The sequence below is a fragment of the Maribacter antarcticus DSM 21422 genome (genome assembly GCF_000621125.1).
Taxonomy (GTDB): domain Bacteria; phylum Bacteroidota; class Bacteroidia; order Flavobacteriales; family Flavobacteriaceae; genus Maribacter; species Maribacter antarcticus.
In genome coordinates this window covers 40,742-63,025 of the sequence record NZ_KK211214.1, presented here as the reverse complement: position 1 = coordinate 63,025, position 22,284 = coordinate 40,742, and the positions used below count along the sequence as shown (strand labels likewise).

13 protein-coding genes and 1 tRNA gene are annotated in these 22,284 nt (G+C 39.1%); 10 read left to right on the top strand and 4 right to left on the bottom strand.

Annotation, left to right across the window (positions count from 1 at the left end; genetic code table 11):
- Positions 1-240: 240 nt before the first annotated feature.
- A complete protein-coding gene (locus Q360_RS0116790; protein ID WP_027078105.1) occupies positions 241-3,588 on the top strand; it encodes a VCBS repeat-containing protein in 3,348 nt (1,115 codons plus the stop codon).
- Between the two features lie 180 nt (positions 3,589-3,768).
- Here the strand turns inward: Q360_RS0116790 and rimM are convergent, their stop codons facing one another.
- From rimM to Q360_RS0116775, 3 genes are all read right to left on the bottom strand, one after another.
- Positions 3,769-4,299: a ribosome maturation factor RimM gene (gene rimM, locus Q360_RS0116785; RefSeq protein WP_027078104.1), complete on the bottom strand. Its 531-nt coding sequence runs from the start codon at positions 4,297-4,299 to the stop codon at positions 3,769-3,771.
- Positions 4,300-4,311: 12 nt separating this feature from the next.
- Positions 4,312-4,893: a 30S ribosomal protein S16 gene (locus tag Q360_RS0116780; protein WP_027078103.1), complete on the bottom strand. Its 582-nt coding sequence runs from the start codon at positions 4,891-4,893 to the stop codon at positions 4,312-4,314.
- 451 nt (positions 4,894-5,344) lie between these two features.
- Positions 5,345-6,766 carry a sulfatase family protein gene (locus tag Q360_RS0116775; RefSeq protein ID WP_027078102.1) on the bottom strand — a complete coding sequence of 474 codons (1,422 nt, stop codon included), beginning with the start codon at positions 6,764-6,766 and terminating at the stop codon, positions 5,345-5,347.
- Positions 6,767-6,965: 199 nt separating this feature from the next.
- Between Q360_RS0116775 and dnaE the strand changes: the two genes are divergently transcribed.
- The 7 genes from dnaE to Q360_RS0116740 all read left to right on the top strand — a co-directional run bounded on the left by dnaE (position 6,966) and on the right by Q360_RS0116740 (position 14,957).
- On the top strand, positions 6,966-11,351 hold the full coding sequence (dnaE, locus tag Q360_RS0116770) for a DNA polymerase III subunit alpha (RefSeq protein WP_027078101.1): 4,386 nt from the start codon (positions 6,966-6,968) through the stop codon (positions 11,349-11,351).
- Between the two features lie 279 nt (positions 11,352-11,630).
- A complete protein-coding gene (locus Q360_RS0116765; RefSeq protein ID WP_316931541.1) occupies positions 11,631-12,323 on the top strand; it encodes a DUF2490 domain-containing protein in 693 nt (230 codons plus the stop codon).
- 253 nt (positions 12,324-12,576) lie between these two features.
- Positions 12,577-12,894, top strand: coding sequence for a thioredoxin (gene trxA / locus Q360_RS0116760; protein ID WP_027078099.1), 318 nt, complete (start codon positions 12,577-12,579; stop codon positions 12,892-12,894).
- Positions 12,895-13,016: 122 nt separating this feature from the next.
- Entirely contained in the window at positions 13,017-13,946 is a 930-nt protein-coding gene (locus Q360_RS0116755) for a DUF58 domain-containing protein (protein ID WP_027078098.1), read from the top strand.
- 74 nt (positions 13,947-14,020) lie between these two features.
- Positions 14,021-14,094, top strand: a tRNA-Asp gene (locus Q360_RS0116750).
- A 146-nt stretch (positions 14,095-14,240) separates the two neighbouring features.
- Positions 14,241-14,603 (top strand): hypothetical protein, encoded by a 363-nt coding sequence (locus Q360_RS0116745; RefSeq protein WP_156950151.1) that lies wholly within the window; start codon positions 14,241-14,243, stop codon positions 14,601-14,603.
- A gap of 18 nt (positions 14,604-14,621) precedes the next feature.
- Positions 14,622-14,957, top strand: a complete 336-nt coding sequence (locus tag Q360_RS0116740; RefSeq protein WP_027078096.1) for a hypothetical protein — start codon at positions 14,622-14,624, stop codon at positions 14,955-14,957.
- Positions 14,958-15,051: 94 nt separating this feature from the next.
- Here Q360_RS0116740 and Q360_RS0116735 read toward each other — a convergent pair whose 3' ends face one another.
- Entirely contained in the window at positions 15,052-16,842 is a 1,791-nt protein-coding gene (locus tag Q360_RS0116735) for an alkaline phosphatase (RefSeq protein WP_051554786.1), read from the bottom strand.
- A gap of 653 nt (positions 16,843-17,495) precedes the next feature.
- On the opposite strand from Q360_RS0116735, the gene Q360_RS0116730 reads away from it, so the two are divergent.
- A complete protein-coding gene (locus Q360_RS0116730; protein WP_027078094.1) occupies positions 17,496-20,468 on the top strand; it encodes a SusC/RagA family TonB-linked outer membrane protein in 2,973 nt (990 codons plus the stop codon).
- A gap of 17 nt (positions 20,469-20,485) precedes the next feature.
- Positions 20,486-22,228 carry a RagB/SusD family nutrient uptake outer membrane protein gene (locus Q360_RS0116725; RefSeq protein WP_027078093.1) on the top strand — a complete coding sequence of 581 codons (1,743 nt, stop codon included), beginning with the start codon at positions 20,486-20,488 and terminating at the stop codon, positions 22,226-22,228.
- Positions 22,229-22,284: the final 56 nt, after the last annotated feature.

Here is a 22,284-nt window from a genome sequence, read left to right as displayed (position 1 = left end):
GTACTTTATATAAAAGTACTTTAAAGTTTGAGTTAGTTTTAATTGAGTTTATAAAGGAGGGGAAACCCTCCTTTATTCTTTTATATAAAGTCGTATTTTGTACTACGAAAAAATCACTTTATATTTGTTTAGCACGTCTAAGAGGTATCTTTTAAGCAGCTGATATCTGTTCCAGGCAGATTAAGCGCTAGCCGCTAAAATTACGCTCATACATGTTCCAAAGCAATTAAATGACAGGAGATGAAATTACATCACTTTCCCTTATACCTATCTATTATTTTCCTAGGGTCCTGCAACCAAAAGCAGGAAGTTGAGAAAACGGATATAAAACGTTTTACCCTTTTAACATCAGAACAAACAAACATAGATTTTGTCAATACGGTAATCGATGACAAAGACAAAAGTATCTTCTTGTATGCTAATTATTACGGTGGCGCAGGTGTAGGCGTTGGAGATTTCAATAATGACGGTTTACAAGATCTTTTTTTTGCCGGAAATACGGTGCCCGATAAATTATATTTGAATCAAGGTAATTTAGTATTTGAGGACTACACGGAAGCAGCCGGCATTTTGAATAGTGAAGGATGGTCTACAGGGGTGACCATTGCAGATATAAACAACGATGGTTATGTAGACATTTATGTAAGCAGGGAACTATACGATGAAAATTCGGATTGGAGAAAGAACCTGTTATACATCAACAAGGGAGATGGCACCTTTGAAGAAAAGGCAGCGGCCTATAACATCGATAATAATCAACGAACAAGACACGCAACCTTTTTAGATTATAACAAAGATGGCTTATTAGACCTGTTCCTCCTTACACAGCCTCCCAACCCTGGCAGCCTTTCTCAATATTTTACTGCTGATAATCTTTTACTGCCAGAATACACCCTTAAACTTTACAAAAACCAAGGAGACACTTTTGTAGATGTCACTAAAAAAGCTGGACTGGAACGTACTGGATTTCCGAATGCCGTTTCTGCAAGCGACCTTAACAATGATGGTTGGACAGATCTTTACATTGCAAACGATTTTGATGCTCCAGACTTCATGTTTATAAACAACCAAGATGGGACCTATTCTAGTACCGAAAAACTAGCCTTAAAACAAACTTCCTTCTACAGCATGGGCGTAGATGTAGCGGATATAAACAACGATGCCCTACTGGATGTTTTTGTAGTGGATATGGTTTCCGAAGACAACTATCGCCAAAAATCTAACATGAGTGGTATGGATATTAGTGCTTTCTGGAAGGTAGTAAATGATGGCGGCGGGTTTCAATACATGTACAACACGGTACAACTAAATAACGGAAATGGCACTTTTAGCAATATAGCGCAACACTCAAATATGGCGGCGACAGACTGGAGCTGGTCTAACCTCATCGCTGATTTTGATAATGACGGATTAAAAGACACCTATATCACCAATGGTCTTCTCCGTGATATTAGAAATACGGATGCGGATAAGAAAATCGCAAACTATATCAATACCGCCAGAATGGATTATATATCCAAGAACCCGGATGGTGGAACGCTTCAGAGTATTTGGGATATCGTTGATTTAGACACTGCGGTAAACATGATTCCCTCCCAACCTTTAAAGAACTACGCCTATAAAAATATGGGCAACCTTACATTTAATAAAGTGTCTGCAGATTGGGGACTAGATGATGAATCGTTCTCCAACGGATCTGCCTACGCAGACCTAGATAACGATGGTGATTTAGATTTGGTTGTAAATAATATTAATGCAGCGGCTTTTGTCTATAAAAACAATTCTGAAATTATTGACAGTAACAACTATCTACGAATCCAACTATCCGACGCACAAAACAAACCGGTCTTCGGCACCCGAATTAACTTACATACCTCAGAAGGCATACAAACACAGGAGACTACAAACGTTAGAGGTATTTATTCCACTAGCGAACCTTTCGTTCATTTTGGTCTTGGCAAAATAACCGAAGTAGATAGTATTAGTGTGCACTGGCCAAACGGAACTAGCAGTACACAAAAAAATATAGCCGTAAATCAAACGCTCCAATTAGCGGTCAATACTGCTGATAACCTAGAGGGTACGCTTTTAACCCATGTTACCAATGCACTCTTCCAAGATGAAACAGAAAACTTTAAAGCAGCGTTTACACATCAGGAAAATACATTTGATGATTTTCAAAAACAAATTCTACTGCCTCATAAAATGTCTCAGTTTGGTCCATCCCTTGCCGTAGGGGACATCAACAACGATGGACTAGAAGATATATACGCTGGTGGGGCCGCAGGGCAAAGTCCTACTTTATTCCTACAAGGAATTTCAGGTACTTTTGAACCCACTGCTCTTCCCTTTTGGAACAAGGAAAAAGCGTATGAGGATGTGGATGCCTTATTTACAGACGTCAACGGGGATGGTTATCAGGATTTATACGTGGTTAGTGGTGGAAATGCCTACCCTAAAAACGATTTCCACTATACGGATAGATTATACCTAAACGATGGCTCAGGAGGCTTTAAAAAAGGGGCTATCCTAAACGCGGATAGAGTAAGCGGATCTATCGTTAAGGCTGCCGACTATGACGGCGATGGAGACTTGGATCTATTTGTTGGCGGAAGGCACCTACCCCATCAATACCCCAACCCCACGGCTAGTTCCTTACTTATAAATGATAACGGACAATTAAAAAACCAAACACAGGAACTGGCAAAGGAGCTTAAGGATATTGGTATGGTTACAGATGCGCTTTGGTCCGATTACGACAACGACAAAGACCTGGACCTCATTTTAACTGGAGAATGGATGGCTATTACCGTTTTTACAAACGAAAACGGAACATTAACAAAAACCAATATTCCCACACTTGAACAAACCAAAGGATGGTGGTTTAGCCTAGAACAAGGGGACTTTGACAACGATGGCGATATGGATTTCATAGCCGGAAATCTTGGCCTCAACTACAAATACAAAACAGACCCAAAAGAGCCATTTGATATCTACTATAACGATTTTGACGCCAATGGTAACGCAGATATTGTTTTAGGCTATTACAATAATGAAAAGCACTATCCGCTTCGCGGGTTTTCCTGCTCTTCTCAACAAATACCTGGTTTGAAGGATAAAATTCAAAAATATGATGTCTTTGCTTCCTTAGAACTTCAAGAGGTTTACGGGGAAAATCAGCTCAAAAATGCGCTTCATTATAAAACAGATATGTTTGCCTCTGCCTACATAGAAAATTTAGGAGATGGAGAATTTAAAGTAGCTGTACTTCCTACATTAGCGCAATTATCAAATATCAATGATATGGTTGTACAGGATTTTAACGGGGATGGCTTTTTAGATGTATTGGCCGTGGAAAATCTATACGTATCTGAAATAGAGACCCCTAGAAACGATTCAGGCACTGGACTTCTACTCTTAGGAAATGGAAAAGGTAGGTTCACGGTAAAACGAGGTGCTGACATAGGCTTTTACGCTCCAAAAGATGCAAAACGGATGGCCGTCATTTCTATCGGTGCTAGAAAAGGTATTTTAGTAGGTAACAATAATGATGAATTGCAATATTTTGAAGTATTGGACAACCAATAAGATAAAAAATATGTCTTATGTAGTATGAGAAGACTTTAAATACCCTAGGTGCTATATCACTTTCTTACTACAACTACCATGTGTATTAAACTAATTTTAGAATGTCTAGAGCAAGCACCCTTATTGGGCGACAACCGCTCCATTATATCCTAAGCAAGTAAAGAAAATTAAAGATTTAACTTAAGAATTTAAATACAAGTCCACCAAACCCTCTGGCGTAGTAACAGCAATGGTTTTGTCTTCACGATCTACCTTTGTAATAATCTCATCCGTAATAGGAATAAGTAATTGCGTATCTCCCTTTTGGACTTCGAAAAGTGCCTGTGGCGTAGTATCATTTACACTTTGTACAATTCCTATATCACCATGAACTGCATCCATCAAGGTGAACCCTATAATTTCATGAAAGTAGAACTTATCTCCTGTTAGTTTAGGAAGCATGGTAAGTGGTAAATAAAGCAAGGAACCCATGATACGATCTGCATCAGATTCCGTTTTTACCTCCTCAAAATCTATACGCAGCAAGTCGGACTTATGAAGTCGACATCTATCAATAAAAAATGGAACCAGGTTGTTTCCTAAAGAAACAAACACTGACTCCAAGTTTTGATATATTTCAGGGTCGTCCGTGTCTAATTTGACGAGAACTTCTCCCTTAAAACTGTATTTAGAAACGATTTTGCCAAGATAGAAACAAGCTGACTTAAGCATATCGTTTATACTTTATTTCTCTTTAGAAGGCGCAGCATCTCCTTTTGCCTCTTCAACAGCGGCATCGAGAGCAGAAACGGGCGCTTCTTCAACTACAGCTTCAGCAACTTTCTCTACTTCTTTAACAACTGGCTCAGGAACTAATAAAGCGGCAGCTTCAGCAGCACGTTTATCATTTATTTCCTTTTCTGCCTCTAAAGCTTTTGCTTTAGCATCTGCTTTTACTTTATCTAAACCACCGACCTTAGTAGCTACGGACGCACCTTTTTCTTCCAACCAAGCGTTAAATTTCTCCTCCACTTGCTCTTCCGTTAAAGCTCCTTTGCGTAAACCTCCCAAAAGGTGATTCTTTAACATAACTCCTTTATAAGAAAGAATAGCTCTTGCCGTATCTGTTGGTTGTGCACCATTCTGTAACCACTGTACAGCGTTATCTACTTTTATCTCGATGGTAGCGGGATTGGTATTAGGGTTATAGATTCCTAATTTTTCTAAGAATTTACCATCTCTTTTCGCTCTTGCATCTGCTGCAACTACCCAATAGAATGGCTTTCCTTTTTTACCGTGTCTTTGTAATCTAATTTTTACTGGCATATCACATTAATTTGTAGGGTCCCCGACCCTTAGTTATTAATTCTTTTTAATTTCCCTCGTAAAGGGCTGCAAATATATAACTTTCAATTTAATAGTTCACTATGTCACATAAGTAAATTTAGAGCTGAATTATTCAACCCATCACTACCCTACCCATTAAACCTACAATCATAAAAATCTGATATGTTTTATAGGGTAGCTTTACACATCCGTAGCGCATAAGCCTTGAAACTTATCTTTTTTATACCTGTGTTTTTTCGCTGCTTTTCCAGTATAAAATCTAGATATTATATCCCTTGTATTTAAAATAGATTCCGTTATCCGAAAAAGCGAATTTGTAAAGACACTTCATCTTCGAGACCAACATCTAAGGCCCACTACAAACCGACAAACACCCAACAGGAAATACTTAAGAGGTAAGCGTATCCTGCTATCGTCCATTTTATATTATTTATTCCCGTTCCACCAATTGATCTTTTCCCCTAACCAATTTTGATTTATGCTTGAAAACCAACTCCGTAATCTCTTTAAGAATTTCTGGATGGGCATCAGCGATATCAAAACGTTCACTAGCATCAAAAGCTACATTAAAGAGTAGTGGCAAATCGTGTTGAACACGCTCTCCAAGTTCTCCATAGGCGCCTTGACTTATAAAATGTGCCTTATAATCCCCTACCCGTGCCGCAAATAATTCGCTGCCGCGATAATAGAATACGCTTTTTCTGGGACTAGGTTTTCCTTCTAACAAGACATCAGTCAAATCAACTCCATCTATAATTCTGTCGGTTGGAATATTGGTATTTGCCATGGTACAAAAAGTGGTGAACAGATCCAAGGTGGAACCTAAATCGGAAATGACTGCTGGCGCTAGTATACTTGGGCCCCAAAATAACGTCGGCACACGCATACCACCTTCCCACGTAGTTCCTTTGCCTGCTCTTAACAAACCGGCAGTACCTCCATTATTTTTAAAAGGCAGCCAAGGCCCATTATCCGAAGTAAATACGACTATAGTATTTTCTGCAAGCCCTTTCTCTTTTAAAGCATCCAGTATCTTCCCTACACCATTGTCAATTTCTTCTACCACATCACCATACAGGCCACGTTTACTTTTTCCCTTAAACTCTTCGGATGCAAAAAGGGGTATGTGGGGTAAATTGTGCGCTAGGTATAAAAAGAAAGGGGTTTCGTCCTGCTGATTGATAAACGTAACGGCTTCATCCGAATACCGTTTGGTAATATTGTTCTGGTTTGCCGGCCGTTCCACTATTTCCGTTCCCCGAAGCAAGGGCACGTTAAAATGTTCGGTCTTAATGCTGTCATTTGGGCGTTTCCAATAGCCCTTATATGCTTCGCCCTGAAGCCGATCCATATCATTGGAATAAGGAATACCAAAATAGGTATCAAAACCGTGGTTGGTAGGCAAAAATTCCTCTTTGTGTCCTAAATGCCATTTTCCAATAGCCGCTGTCGTATACCCTGCTTCCTTCAGTTGTTCAGCCAAGGTAATTTCAGAAGCGGGTAAGCCATTTTTTGAATTCGGAAACAACACCCTATTCGTGCTGCTTGCCATCCCACTCCGAACCGGAAGCCTTCCAGTTAAAAGACCCGCCCTACTAGGGGTACACACACTAGCAGCCGCATAAAAATTCGTCCATTTTTGACCTTCAAAGGACATTTTATCTAGATGAGGCGTTTTAATAGAAGGGTTGCCGAAGACTCCCAAATCGCCATACCCCAGATCATCTGCAAAAATGATAATGAAATTGGGTGAATTATTATCCTCTTCTTGTCCGTATACAGTAGTTACAAATAAAAAACAGGCTAGTATCAAAAACTTAAAGGATAGCATAGAAAACAAATAATTTCTCATGAATAGAGTGACTTTAGTTCTGTTAAGGTAGTAAAATATTAAAAATCTCGCTAGGTTAATAACTCTTTGTAACTCCTCTTTTTAAAAGTGCGACTTTTGGTTACTTTTATAGACGCAATAATGACTTCTCTTTTTTTGTTTTCAGGTGTTACATTTTAGCATGTAACACCTGAAACAAGAGAAACCTCAAACCCACTACATGTACCTAATATTCGACACCGAAACCACCGGATTACCAAAAAACTGGAACGCACCCTACACAGATACCGATAATTGGCCGCGTTGTATCCAAATTGCATGGCAGTTGCATGACGACATGGGTAAGGTTGTTGAACATGAAGATTATTTGGTGCGACCAGATGGATTTAATATTCCGTATGATGCAGAACAGATTCACGGTATTTCTACAGCATTAGCGGAACAAAAAGGAATTTCCCTTAGTACCGTTTTGGAAAAATTTAATGCCGCTATGGCAAAAACAAAGTTCATTATAGGACAAAATGTGAAATTTGACCTGAATATTATGGGAGCGGAATTCCATCGTTTAGGAGTAGAAAATCCACTACACGAACTACCTGTTTTAGATACCTGTACAGAACACACAGCAAAATTATGTCAGATTGCAGGAGGGCGTAGTGGTAAGTTTAAATTGCCCACCCTAACGGAACTGCACCAGCATCTTTTTAATAAGCCTTTTGGCGAAGCGCATAATGCCACCGCTGATGTTGAAGCTACCACGCGTTGTTTTTTAGAACTGGTACGTTTACGACAATACACCACCGAACAGTTGGATGTGCAACCCGACTATTTTAAGAATTTCTCGGAGGTCAATCCCAAGGAGATACCGCTAATTGGTCTAAAACACATCAACCTTAAAAAAGCATCAAAAAAAATTGCCGATGCCCTTTGGGACCAAGACACTGGCGGTGTGAGTCAAGATGAAATCAAGGAAAACATAAAAACACTAGAAGATGCCACTTTTGTGCACCTTCACAACCACTCCCAATTCTCGGTACTACAATCTACCATCAATATAAAGTCCTTGGTAAAGGTTGCGGCCGATAACGATATGCCCGCAGTAGCGCTAACAGACCATGCCAATATGATGGGTGCCTTTCACTTTGTAAAAGAAGTCGGTAGTCATAACAAAGGGGTAAAAGAAAAGAATGCTGCTGCTCTAGAAAACGGAGAAGAACCTACTGCAAAAGAAATCACGCCTATTATTGGATGTGAATTTTTCGTGTGTGAGGACCATACCAATAAAAACGTTAAAGATTACGGCTATCAAATTGTATTACTTGCTAAAAACAAAAAGGGCTACCACAATCTGGCGAAGATGTCATCTATTGCCTATACGGACGGGTTTTACTATGTGCCCCGTATAGACAAAAAAGTAATTCAACAATACAAAGAAGACATCATCGTACTCACGGGAAACCTGTATGGTGAAGTGCCAGGGAAAGTATTGAACGTTGGGGAAAACCAAGCAGAAGAGGCACTGCTTTGGTGGAAAGCTGAATTTGGCGAGGACCTCTATGTTGAAATGATGCGCCACGGACAAGAAGATGAGGACCGTGTAAATCAGGTACTGTTAGCGTTTTCAAAGAAGCACGAAGTAAAACTGGTCGCTTCTAACAACACCTATTATTGCGCCCAAGAAGATGCGGAAGCACATGATATTCTACTTTGTGTAAAGGACGGGGAAAAACAAGCTACCCCCATTGGACGCGGTCGTGGCTACCGCTATGGTTTACCCAACCAAGAGTATTATTTTAAATCTCAGGATGAGATGAAGGAACTCTTCAAGGATGTTCCTGATGCCATTTTAAACGTTCAGGAAATTGTAGATAAAATAGAATCTTTTGAATTGGCAAGGGATGTACTCTTACCTAAGTTTGATATTCCTGATGCGTATAAGGATGCAGAAGATTCCGCTGACGGGGGTAACCGTGGTGAAAATGCCTATCTGCGACACATCACGTATGAAGGTGCTAAAAAACGCTATCCTGAACTAACCGATGACATTCGGGAACGTATCGATTTTGAGCTCGACACGATAAAAAATTCAGGGTATCCAGGTTATTTTTTGATTACCGAAGATTTTATTCGTGAAGCGCGGAATATGGATGTATCGGTAGGTCCAGGTCGTGGTTCGGCTGCGGGCTCAGTAGTAGCCTATTGCCTTATGATTACCAATATAGACCCACTGAAGTACGACCTGCTTTTTGAGCGATTCCTGAATCCGGATAGGGTGTCTATGCCCGATATTGATATCGATTTTGATGATGAAGGACGTGGTCGTGTAATGGATTACGTTATCAATAAATATGGTGCCAACCAAGTAGCACAAATTATCACCTACGGCACCATGGCGGCAAAATCCTCTATTAGGGATACTGCCCGTGTATTAGACCTTCCATTAGGAGATGCGGATCGGATTGCAAAGCTGATTCCTACCATGTCTAAACTGGGCAAGATTTTTGGTCAGTCAGAAGCTGATTTAAAAAAGAAATTCCGCGCAGAAGATTTAGAAAAAATACATGAACTCCTAAACATACATGATGGGGATGACTTAGAAGGGCAAACCTTAAAAATGGCGCGCACCTTGGAAGGTTCGGTTCGGAATACAGGAATACATGCCTGTGGGGTTATCATTACCCCTAGTGATATTACCGATTTTGTTCCTGTAGCCACCGCCAAGGATTCGGATTTGTATGTTACGCAGTTCGATAACTCCGTAGTGGAAAGTGCCGGCCTTTTAAAGATGGATTTCTTGGGTCTAAAAACGCTGACCCTGATCAAGGACACCGTAAAAATCGTGAAGGCAAAACACGATATAGATTTAGTTCCTGATGATTTTCCGCTGGACGATGAGAAAACATATGAGTTGTTTCAAAAAGGAGAAACTGTTGGTGTTTTTCAATATGAATCCCTAGGAATGCAAAAACATATGAAGGATTTAAAACCTTCCGTTTTTGACGACCTTATTGCCATGAACGCCTTGTACCGTCCAGGGCCGATGGAGTACATTCCAAGTTTCGTAGCCCGTAAAAACGGAAATGAAGAAATTGCCTATGACCTTCCTGAAATGGAAGAGTACTTAAAAGAAACCTACGGTATTACGGTATACCAAGAGCAAGTGATGCTACTATCGCAAAAACTGGCAGGTTTCTCCAAAGGGGATGCAGATGTGCTGCGTAAGGCCATGGGTAAAAAGATATTTGCGGTACTACAGAAAATGAAGCCCCAATTTTTAGAAGGTGGGGCAGCAAATGGTCATCCAACGGAAGTATTGGAGAAAATATGGAAAGATTGGGAAGCCTTTGCTGCCTATGCTTTTAATAAAAGCCACTCTACCTGCTACGCCTACATCGCATACCAGACCGCCTATTTGAAAGCCCACTACCCTGCCGAATATATGGCTGCGGTGTTGAGCAACAATATGAACGATATAAAACAAGTGACCTTTTTTATGGAAGAATGTAAGCGTATGGGCTTGGATGTATTAGGGCCAGACGTAAACGAATCTTACTACAAGTTTGCCGTAAACAAGGAAGGCGCCGTACGTTTTGGCATGGGCGCTGTAAAAGGTGTAGGACGTGCAGCCGTAGAAACTATTGTGGAACATCGTAAAACGGATGGGAATTTTCATTCAGTTTTTGATTTGGCAAAGCGAATCGATTTACGGTCGGCTAATAAAAAAGCTTTTGAAAACTTAGCCGTAGCCGGTGGTTTTGATTCCTTTGGAACAACACATCGCGCGCAGTATTTTCATACAGAAGGCGATAGTATTACTTTTTTAGAAAAGGTTATTAAGTCTGCTGCTAAACACCAAGAGAATAAAAACTCTTCCCAAATGGATATGTTCGGTGGCATTAGTGAAGCACAAATTCCAGAACCTGTTGTACCTCCTTGTGAAGAGTGGGGTACAATGGAGAAACTACGCCGTGAAAAAGAAGTAGTAGGCATTTATATTTCCGGCCACCCGTTGGATGATTTTAAGACCGAAATAAACGCGTTTTGTAATGCTGGTATTTCGCACCTTACGGATATGGACAGTTACCTTAACCGAGAACTCACCGTTGCAGGGGTTATTACCGATGTGCAACATCGCATCTCCAAGAATGGTAAGGGCTGGGCAGCTTTTACCATGGAAGATTATACAGACTCCTTTGAGTTTAGAATCTTTGGCGAAGAGTACCTGAAATTCAGGCATTTTTTAATGATCAATTCATTTGTGTACGCTAAAATCTTTATCAAAGAAGGATGGGTAAACAGGGATACCGGTAAAAAAGGAGACCCAAGAATGCAATTCAACGGTTTTATACTCTTACAGGAAGTAATGGAAACCTATGCTAGGAAGCTAACTATTAAATTAAACATAGATAAGCTGGAAGAAAAAGGCATTCATGAATTGAAAGACACCTTGACTTTGCACAAGGGGGACCACCCCATTAATTTTGTGATTTACGAAATGCAAGAAGAAATTAAAGTGAAACTAACTAGTAGGAAACAAAAAGTACAGATTAGCAGTGAGTTATTACAAGAACTGGAAAAGCAAGAGGTACATTTTAAACTGAATTAAACAAAAAGTTCTAATTTCAACTCTGAATTCTCAGGTTAATCCTAAAACTTCAGAGCTGGTATTCGAACCAACATATCAAAACGACCCTTAGTACGCATTAGCATTTAAACTCCAAAATTTATGTAGGGAACAAAACACCCTTATTAAACAAATTTTACCATTCCTTGAACCTATGCTTCGTAACATGCTATTAATCGCCAATCTTCTTTCTATGACATTCTAGCATGAACAACCTGATGTACCATTAAAATATTTATAGCTTTGTCGTAAAGAAAGATTATGATGAAGAGACTTGTACTCCTTTTGATTTGCATCGCGATAAGTCCGAAAACTGCTGCTCAGGTAGATGAATCCCAAACAGGGGCTTGGTTCATGTATTTTTACAATACCACTTTCAATGACAGCAAATGGGGAATACAGGGTGATTTGCAATATCGGGATTGGGCTGGAGTTGGCGATATGGAACAACTGTTACTACGCAGCGGACTAACCTTTAGACCAGAGAAAGCCAATGTCCTTTTTACTCTTGGGTATGCGAATATTACCACAGGAGTCCCGGGAGAGATTAATGACACCTCAGGTGAAAACAGAATTTATGGAGAAGCACTAATTCCTCAAAAACTAGGAGGCTGTTACTACCTTACCCACCGCTTTAGGTACGAACAGCGTTTTGTTGCGTCACAAGACTTCAGAACCCGCTACCGCTATATGTTATTGTTTAACGTACCCTTCAATAAAACGTCCTTAGAAAAAGACGCCGTATATCTGGCACTGTATAATGAACTTTTCATCAATGGCCAAACTGATATTGGTAATGGCAGAACTACAGAACTTTTTGACCGTAATCGGACCTATTTGGGACTAGGATATGTACTATCGTCCAAAGTTCGAGTCCAACTGGGTTGGATGAACCAAAAAACGGTAAACTGGGGTAAAGGGCAATTACAATTTAGCCTTCATCACAGTTTTTGAATACCTATGTAAAGCAATCAGTCGAAATAATCGTTCAAATAAAAATAATGAAACGCAAACAAATAGCCCTCCTTTATGGTAAGCGTTCCAAAATAAAACAGCTACTCTTTTTTGGCCCAAGACCTTTAGCTTAAACACAACACTAAACCCAATAGGCTATGTCAATACCCTAATAACCAAAACATATATAACCCCCGTAAGGAACAACTAAATTAATTGACTAACTTTGTATAATCAATAAAAGTAAATTAAAATGGCATTAGAAATAACAGACGCTACTTTTGACGAAGTAGTTTTAAAAAGCGATAAACCCGTAGTGGTAGATTTCTGGGCAGCTTGGTGCGGTCCTTGTAGAATGGTAGGCCCAATAATTGACGAAGTAAGTTCAGAGTATGAAGGCAAAGCTGTTGTTGGTAAGGTTGATGTAGATGCCAACCAAGAATTTGCCGCTAAATATGGCGTGCGTAACATCCCTACCGTATTGGTATTTAAAGGAGGGGAAATTGTAAGTAGACAAGTAGGTGTTTCTCCAAAGAAAGCCTATACAGATGCAATTGATGCGCTATTGTAAGTCATCCTTTGTTACATATCATTTAGATAATAAAAAAGAGCCGGAAAAACTGGCTCTTTTTTATTTGTAAACTTTAGTGCTACCACGTTGCTTACCAGTAGCCTTTCCCTATCTTTATTACTGTGAATTTACAATCAGAATTAAATAAGGCATCCCTATTTCAAAATTTGGAACTCTTGGCTAATCAGGTCGTTGAAGGGTTTATTAGCGGCATACATAAAAGTCCATTTCATGGGTTTTCGGCCGAATTCGCAGAACATAAAATCTATAACAACGGAGAAAGCACCAAACATATAGACTGGAAGCTATTTGCTAAAACAGATAAACTATACACTAAAAGGTACGAAGAAGAGACCAACTTACGTTGCCACATGATTCTAGACAACTCTGCCTCGATGTACTACCCGCAAATAAAAGAGCTAGGTGTGAACAACCTTAACAAAATAGGTTTTGGGGTGCTCGCAATCGCCGCTTTGATGAATGTTTTAAAAAAACAGCGGGACGCCGTAGGGTTAAGTATCTATTCTAATGCTTATGATTACTACGCGCCAGAAAAAGGAAGCGAACGCCATTTTCAAATGTTATTGGCAAAACTAAATGAAGTAAGTCGAAACACAGCGCCAACAAAAGAAACGGCGACCTATACATACCTGCATCAAATTGCGGAAAAAATAAAACGACGAAGTCTTATTTTCTTGTTTACGGATATGTTTCAGACACAAAAATCAGATGAAGAATTGTTTGATGCCCTAAGACATTTAAAATACAACAAACATGAGGTTGTTCTTTTTCATCTTCTGGATAAAGAACACGAATTGTATTTCAGCTTTGACAATACACCAAAGCGGTACATAGATGTAGAAACGGGTGAGCACTTAGATTTATATGCAGACAACATAAAAGAAGCTTATAAAGATGAAGTTAAGAGCTATCTGAACAAAATTAAACTGAAGTGTGCCCAATATAGAATCAACTATATAGACGTTGATATAAAGGGTGATTTTTCTACCGTACTGAATACATTTTTAACGGAGCGAAACAAATTCTTATAATGAAGTTCATATTTTAAAAGAAAATGTTTGTGCAATTGAATAAACACCATATATTTGCACACGCTAAACGCTACGGTCTGGTAGTTCAGTTGGTTAGAATACCTGCCTGTCACGCAGGGGGTCGCGGGTTCGAGTCCCGTCCAGACCGCAAAAAGCCTTCAAGAAATTGAAGGCTTTTTTTGTGTTCTAAATATTAATTTGGCAGCTAGGACTATTACTTACACCCATTAGTCGAAAATTAATAACTTACACAATTAATAAAGGTCTAAAATTCGTGCTAGAAATAAACAGGTTATGATTCTAAAAAGTATTAAAAGCGTGTTTATTTTCATCTTTTGCTTGGCTTCATTATCTGTTTTTAGTCAGGATCAGCTGAAGTCGCTTCAGAATGGTGCTCATGTAGAATTGTATTTTAATGAGCCAGTGAAGACTACCTCAACATTCAATAAGGTGATAGGTTCACCATATCTCAATGAGAAGTTTTTACCCGCCAATGTCAACAAGTCAAAAATGACTTATTTTGTTCGGTTCAATGCTGTTGAAAATACTATCGAATTTAGAGGGGAAAATGATGTAATTATGACCTTATCAGAGTCCTATGCGTATGAAATAAAATTTTTGGATGGTTCAAATAGGGAATATGAAACCCATTCCTAGAAGGATGAGAAAAAAGAGATGAGTACTACATTTTTTGAAAAAATATATAACCAAGGTAATATTGTAATTTACCTAAAGGAAAATATATATTTTACTCCTGTAAGATTAGCCAAGCATAGTTTTGAGGCAAATAAACCTGGGAGGTTCACCAAAGCCAGGGAGGCCTTTTATATTATGGGTGTTACCGCTGATTCTGAAACACCCACAAAATTACCTAAAAAAGAAAAGCAATTTGTTGCACTTTTTGGTGAGCATGCAGCACGAATAAAACAGTTTATCAAAAAAGAGAAGTTGAAAATAGATGTAAAAGAAGACTTATTTAGGATTATAGAATTTTATTACGTGCAAAAATAACACATATATCATAGCTTGTAGTCAGAATAGTACATACAGAGCCAAGTAAGTCGTAGTTATCTAATATTGGCTTCTTCACATCCTTAACAAGAATTCAATCTTTACTATTCAGGACTTTAAGAATTTTACTGAACACGGAATAGTTATCATAAACCCCTTGAAATTCATCTGATTTTGGCCCATAAGCAAATATCGGCACCATAACGGCCGTGTGGTCCTCAGTTGTAAAATCACCCTCAATCATCCCACTTTCCAAATTCCCCTGCGGTATGCTAAAACCAGACGTTTCGTGGTCGGCTGTAACAATAACCAAAGTGTTTCCTGTAGCATCTGCAAATTTAACAGCCTCCGTAATAGCCCGATCAAAATCGATGCCCTCGGATACAATTCCCGGCACATTATTATAATGGCCATAACTATCAATTTGAGCACCTTCTACCATTAAGAAAAAAGGTTTGTTCTTATTGTTTAAAAAAGTTAGACTACTTCTTGTCGCCTTTGCTAGCGCTGCCCCACGACCTTCTAAAATACTTGGCACCCCTTCCTGTGATAAAAAATATGCCACTCGTTTTTCCGTACTTGTTTTTATCTCATCACTACTTTCTGCTATTACAAAACCGATTTCATTTATACCACTAGCAACAGATGTAGCACCACCACCAATAAGGAGAGAAAGTTTACTTTTATATAAGTCTGAAATAATTCCGTCAATATCAGAACGATCTGTTCTATGGGCATAAAAAGCTGAAGGGGTAGCACCTGTGATTTCATCTGTAGTTATAACACCAGAAAGAAAACCTTTTTCATGCAGCACTTCTGTAAGGTTCTTAACCGGGCTACCCATATTATCTACTCCTATAGCACGGTTGTTTGTTTTTACACCAGTAGCTAGAGCTGTTCCCGCAGCAGCTGAATCTGTTGTGAAATCATCGGCGGATTGTGTTTTTAACAAACCAATACTCTTAAATTGGGTAAGTGTCAAAGCTCCACCATTGGCTAGTACAGAAGATGAAATTTGGGTAAGCCCATTACCGTCTCCAATTAATAAAACAATGTTCTTTACTTCAGCATCCCGTTGATCTGATTTATAGCTTGGCTTATACACCTCCGAGCTTTCGATATTGTAATAAACACGACTATTCAATGTATTCAAATAAGAGGTTGACGCATAAGGCATATCTGTATTTATAAAATCTACCCCAAGATCTAAGAAAGCCTTCCAAGCCGTTTTAGAATCGGGGGTACCCCAGAAGCGAAAGGGTTTATTATAAGTATGCGCTTTATCTATAGTAGATTTTACCTTTTCATAATCAGGTAAGGTTAATCGACCTTTACCGTTCCAAGATGAGAAATTTTTAAAATCAAGGCTAATCAATGCCACTTTATCCCAAACTTTTTTATTTTCTAGAGCCTCCAAACTTTGGTAATCAAAGCTTATGTATGCTGGATACTTAAAAAAATCATCAACTTTAGGGCGGTTTCCTGAAATCACAATTGATATATCTTTATCATTAACAATTTCAGGATATTGATTTAGGATTAAAACCAATTGGCTCAATGTAGTATAGGCTTCAGACTTAACATCTACCAGTATTTGTAGGGCCTGACCTTTTCCCAATTGTAAGGACCTCATGTTTTCAATAGGTTTCAAATATAGGGTTTGGAGCGTGCGATTCAGTACAATATCAGATGCTGCATGAGCAACATAAAGCTTCCCTTCTTTTAAAAAAACATCTATCTCAATAGAATTGACACCATTGGCATAAGCACTCCAAAAAGGCACTTCTTGTAAATAATCATTATGGGAATGGACCTTAAAGGATTGTGCGGAAATAAGTTGTAGGGTTAAACCCAGAACAAGAAAGAAAGAATAGCGTTTTAACATAATTTATATGTAATTAGTGAAACTTATACTGGTACTATAGCAAAAACTAGAAATAGCCATACCATACAAATGTAAGCTTCCCTAACACCATATTAACTACTGAACAATGCAAAGCTTTGCATCTTAGCACATAGAAATCAAAACTTAATCGAATTATGAATTCCTACATTTACGATTAACATTGTACGCTACTAATTTTAGTGATTTGCAAATTATTTAGTAACAAGATCTTAGTTGAAGTAAAGGATGGAGGTATTCGAACAACCGAAAAACTAAACTACCTTAAATTATCCGTGGCATGAACCATATTGTTATTTAGTATCAGAGTTAAGCAATGAGAGCTAGGTTAAATCCCTTCTCTCAATACCGGATGGTTCCCATACAAGGTATACCTGCTAATTTGCTATTTCTCCTTTTGTAAAACCTATAAACTTGATAGAATCAACTTAAATTTAGGTCTAATAATAACTTCCCATATTCTTAAAAATCTCCTAACACAAATTTATAAAGACAACATTTCCAAATGTTTAAATCTGTATTAACAGAGTGTAAAGCTGTGCAAACGTTTGCATAGCGTTTTTGTGTCAATTAATTCCGACTATCATAATTTTATTGTTATTTGGATGAAGAATAACTAATCTAAACAATCAAAAATGAAGAAAATTAAATTTTTAATGCTGATTTTCTCGCTCGGAATCGTTTCGATTTCATGGGCTCAGACCACCGTGATCGGTACGGTAACGGATGAACTAAATACCCCTTTACCTGGGGCAACGGTCTTGGAAAAAGGAACAACGAATGGCACAACTACAGACTTTGATGGAAATTTTTCTATTACTATAGCCAATGGAAATGTGGTGTTAGAATTTTCTTACATTGGGTATTCAACAATGGAGGCTGCTGTAAACGGACGAAGTAGTATTTCAGTACAACTGGCAGAAGATGCAACCCAATTGGAAGATGTGGTTGTCGTAGGATATGGTGTTCAGAAAAAATCGGATGTAACAGGTTCGATTTCTTCTATTAAAAGCGAAGATTTCAACCAAGGGGTAGTAGCCAACCCAGGACAGCTTTTACAAGGCAAGCTGGCAGGTGTCAATGTATCAAACGTGAGCGGAGAACCTGGTGCTAATCAAAATATCATAATTAGAGGTGTTGGAAGTTTACGATCGGGTACGACCCCACTCTTTGTGGTAGATGGTTTTGTAATTGATAACTCAAGTACCGGATTAGCATCTAATCCCTTGAACTTTATAAACCCGCAAGATATTGCTTCCATGGATGTTTTAAAAGATGCCTCTGCTACTGCCATATATGGGGCTCGTGCTGCTAACGGTGTAATTGTAATAACGACCAAAAAAGGAAAAGCAGGAAAGGCAGAAATGAACCTTAATGTTTCTACAGCTTTCTCTACAATTGCAAATCCTATGGATGTGTTTAGCGCTAGTGAATTTAGAAATCAAGTGGCTGCTGTTGGCGGAACTTTGTTCGATGCTGGTGCAGATACTGATTGGCAAGATGAATTGACTAGGACAGGTATTTCTAAAAATGTTAATTTTTCTATGAGTGGTGGTACAGCAGATAAATCTTCATACTTTGTTTCCACAGGTGTAGATGATCAACAAGGAACCTTTGAAAACAGCTCCTTAAAGCGCTATTCTGGTCGTGTTAATCTTACACAAAAGGCGCTTAAAGGGCGTTTCAGCGTAGACCTCAACTTAACAGCCTCAAGAACAGTCAATGAAAGACCAGATTCAGGTGCAAATGTTGTTGACATGCTATCACTAAACCCTACTTTATCACCATTCACCAATGGCGAGCCTAGTTTTTTTGATGAACGATTAAATCCTTTGGTCAGGAACAGAATATATACGGACGAAGCGGTAAGTAACCGCATTTTAGCAAATATTTTACCTTCCTTTGAAATTATTAAAGGGCTGACCTATAAAATGAACTTAGGTATAGATTATATATCTACAACCCGGGATCAACAAAGAAGTCCGTTTAACCTGATAGAAGGTTTTGAATTTGGATTTTTGAATTCATCGGCTACAGTAAATAGTAATACCCTAATTGAAAATACGCTTACGTATACTTTTGAAAAAGGAGACCACAACGTAACCTTACTAGGTGGGCATTCTTACCAAGAAACTACCTTTGAACAAAAGCAGTTTCAGTTGGAAGGTTTTGCAGATAATGGTATAGAACCAAGGTACCAAGACCAAATTAGCACAGATGTATTTCCCACTACGTTGAACTCGGGAGCTTTCATAAATGAACTTGAGTCTTACTTCGGTAGAGTAAATTATGGGTATGCAAATAAGTATTTGGTAACCGCCACCATGCGAGCGGACGGTTCCTCTAGGTTTGGCGAAAATAATGAATATGGATATTTTCCATCAGTGGCTTTGGGTTGGAATATTAATAAAGAGAGCTTTTTGGCAGAAAACGCTGTTTTCAATACCCTGAAACTAAGAGCTAGCTGGGGCCAAACAGGAAACCAAGACGGTATTCCTAGCAAAGTAAGTTTGGCAAGTTATGTAGATTCAAAAACAGAAAACGATACCTACCCGGTCGGTGGCAATGAGGTATCCTTGGCAGATTACCCCTTTGGAACAGTACCCGTAAGAACTGCATTCCCCAATCTTAAATGGGAGGTAACTACACAAACCAATATTGGTTTGGATTTTGGTATGTTCCAAAATAAATTGACCGGTACCTTAGATTATTTTAATAAAGTTACCAGCGATGTGGTCAATTTTTCTAATAGAATTGACCCTATTCAACCAACACAAAAGATATGGACCAACCTTCAGGGTATGGAAATAAAGAACACAGGGCTTGAAATTGCATTGGATTATCGGGGTAGTTTTACCGAAGACTTTACGTTTAACATAGGAGGTAATTTCACATATACCGACAATAGGGTAGAAAACTCCCAATTTGCAGTTATTACAACCGGAGCAGCACAAGGTGCAGGCCAAACCGGTGCAACGATAAACGGCTACATTAACAATGAACCCATTGGTTCATTCTTCATGAAAGAGTTCATTGGTATTGGTACCGATGGGTTGAATCAATTTACAGATGTAGTGCCCGATGGTGAGTCTTTAGACAATGATAGGATTGTGGCTGGTAGTGCCCTCCCAGATATTTTGTACGGTTTTTATTTTAAGTTTAACTACAAGGATTTTGATTTAGGATTTAACTTTAATGGCGTTTCTGGAAATAAGATTTATAACCATACCGCAATGAGCCTTTTTTCTAGAGGCCAATTGAGCAGAAGTTTAAATACCACGGATTTTGCCGTTCAATTCCCTAATGAGGATAATAGTAATTCCAACGAAGTCTCAACCCGATATTTAGAAGATGGTAGTTTCCTCAGACTTCAAAATGCTACCTTGGGCTATACCCTAAGCCCCTCAAAAATTGGGCTCGGTGATTGGGTAAACAATCTTAGATTGACCTTGACAGGACAAAATCTTTTTGTCATAAGCGACTACTCTGGCTTTGATCCGGAAGTTAACACGGGAGCTGCCACGGATGGAATTCAAACATTTGGTATTGACAGGTTTACGTACCCTTCCCCAAGAACTCTTTTAATAGGTTTAAATGTATCTTTTTAATCAAAAAATTGTTTCAAATGAAAAATAGAATAGTAGTTATTGCATTTGCATTAGGATCCTTTTTACAATGGAGCTGTACCGACCTAGAAGAAGTACGACTAGACGAAGCAGAATTCGGCGGACAAGGAGAGGTTATTAGTGGTGCTATCGCACCAGCTTATGGTTATGTTTCCTGGACGTGGCGTCATACACATTATTATGGACTACAGCTCATACCTTCTGATGAGGCTATTTTACCCTATCGTGGTGGTTCAGATTGGTTCGATGGTGGTAAATATTTAGCTACCCATCAACACAACTTTACACCAACAAACGATTTAATCGGAGATGGATGGAACGAGCTTACCACCAATATTTCTAGAACCTTAGCTGCAATAGAGGTTCTTAGGCCATTATCTGAGCAAGGAGACAGTGAAGCGTCTTCGGCATTGTCCGAAATGATAGCCCTAAGGGCTTATTTGAATATGTTAATGTTGGATAGTTGGGGGCTAGTCCTCCAAAAAGAAAACTCAAGTGATCTTTCTGAGGTTTTACGGGCACAGAATGCCATTGATTATATTGAAAGTGAATTACTTTCTGTAGTAGACGTTATCAATGCTGATAGAGGTCCTGGTAGAATTACGCAATCTGCCGTATGGGGCTTTTTAGCCAGATTACACCTCAATGCTGCAGTGTACCGTGATCCCTATGGCACACCCAATTTTACACCAGAAGATATGACCGCAGTAATTCAATATACCGATAATATCATAAACACCGGGAATTTTGGATTATCCGCAGAATATTTCGAACTATTCAACGATGATAACAACAGTAATGCTGAATTAATATTTGCTTTGGATCAACGAGGTCAACTTAAACGAGAGCATAGTCGTTGGGCATATTGGTCCATAGCTGGCTCTATGTTTCCTAGACCGGAATATCCTAGTGCAGATGGGACCGATGGTCCTGCTTTTACACCTGACTTTTTTCAATCATGGGCTGATGCCTATGGTGATGTGGATCCTGCGGAAGCGGATGCACGATTCTTTCAAAAGAATACTATCGTGCCTGACGATTTGCAAGACCTTACGGGCCTTACTCCATTGAATGATGAAGATCACTTTTATTGCGCTGTTCCAGAAGACTTTGAAATGGATCGCGGCGTTATCCGTGGCACTCAGTGGGGGCCCAGAAAAGGAGATGATGGTACATTTTTTACTTGTGATGGCGGAGTACGCATCTATCCTGTACTGCAACGAAAAGGTAATGCTCCTGATCGAGATGTAGCCTATGTAAACCATACCTTAGAAATAGATTTTAGCAATGAAGGCTCCTTCCACAATACTGGGTATCGTTGCGCTAAGTATCAATTTAGCCGAACATCTCCTAACGGTAACAACTTTAGTAGTGTGGACCTGGTGTTGATGCGACTAGCGGAAATTTATTTGATGCGTTCAGAAGCCAAATTGAGAAATGGTGATACAGGAGGAGCACTTGCCGATCTTAACCTTGTAAGAGCCTCAAGAACAGCAAGACCAGATCAGACGCCACCAGCACTAGCGGCTATTGATACGGACATCTTACTTAGGGAACGTGGTTTTGAATTATACTGGGAAGGTTTTAGAAGAGGCGACCAAATTCGTTTTGGAACTTATGAAGATTCTTGGACAGAGAAAACAGATTCAGATCCAAACAAGCGATTGTTTCCCATTCCCCAAAGTGCAGTCGATGCCGCATCTGGAATAGACGGGTTCTTGGAGCAAAATCAAGGATATTAAATATTTTTTTGAGTTAGTTTTATATGAAGGCAGGCAATAAATTGCCTGCCTTTGTT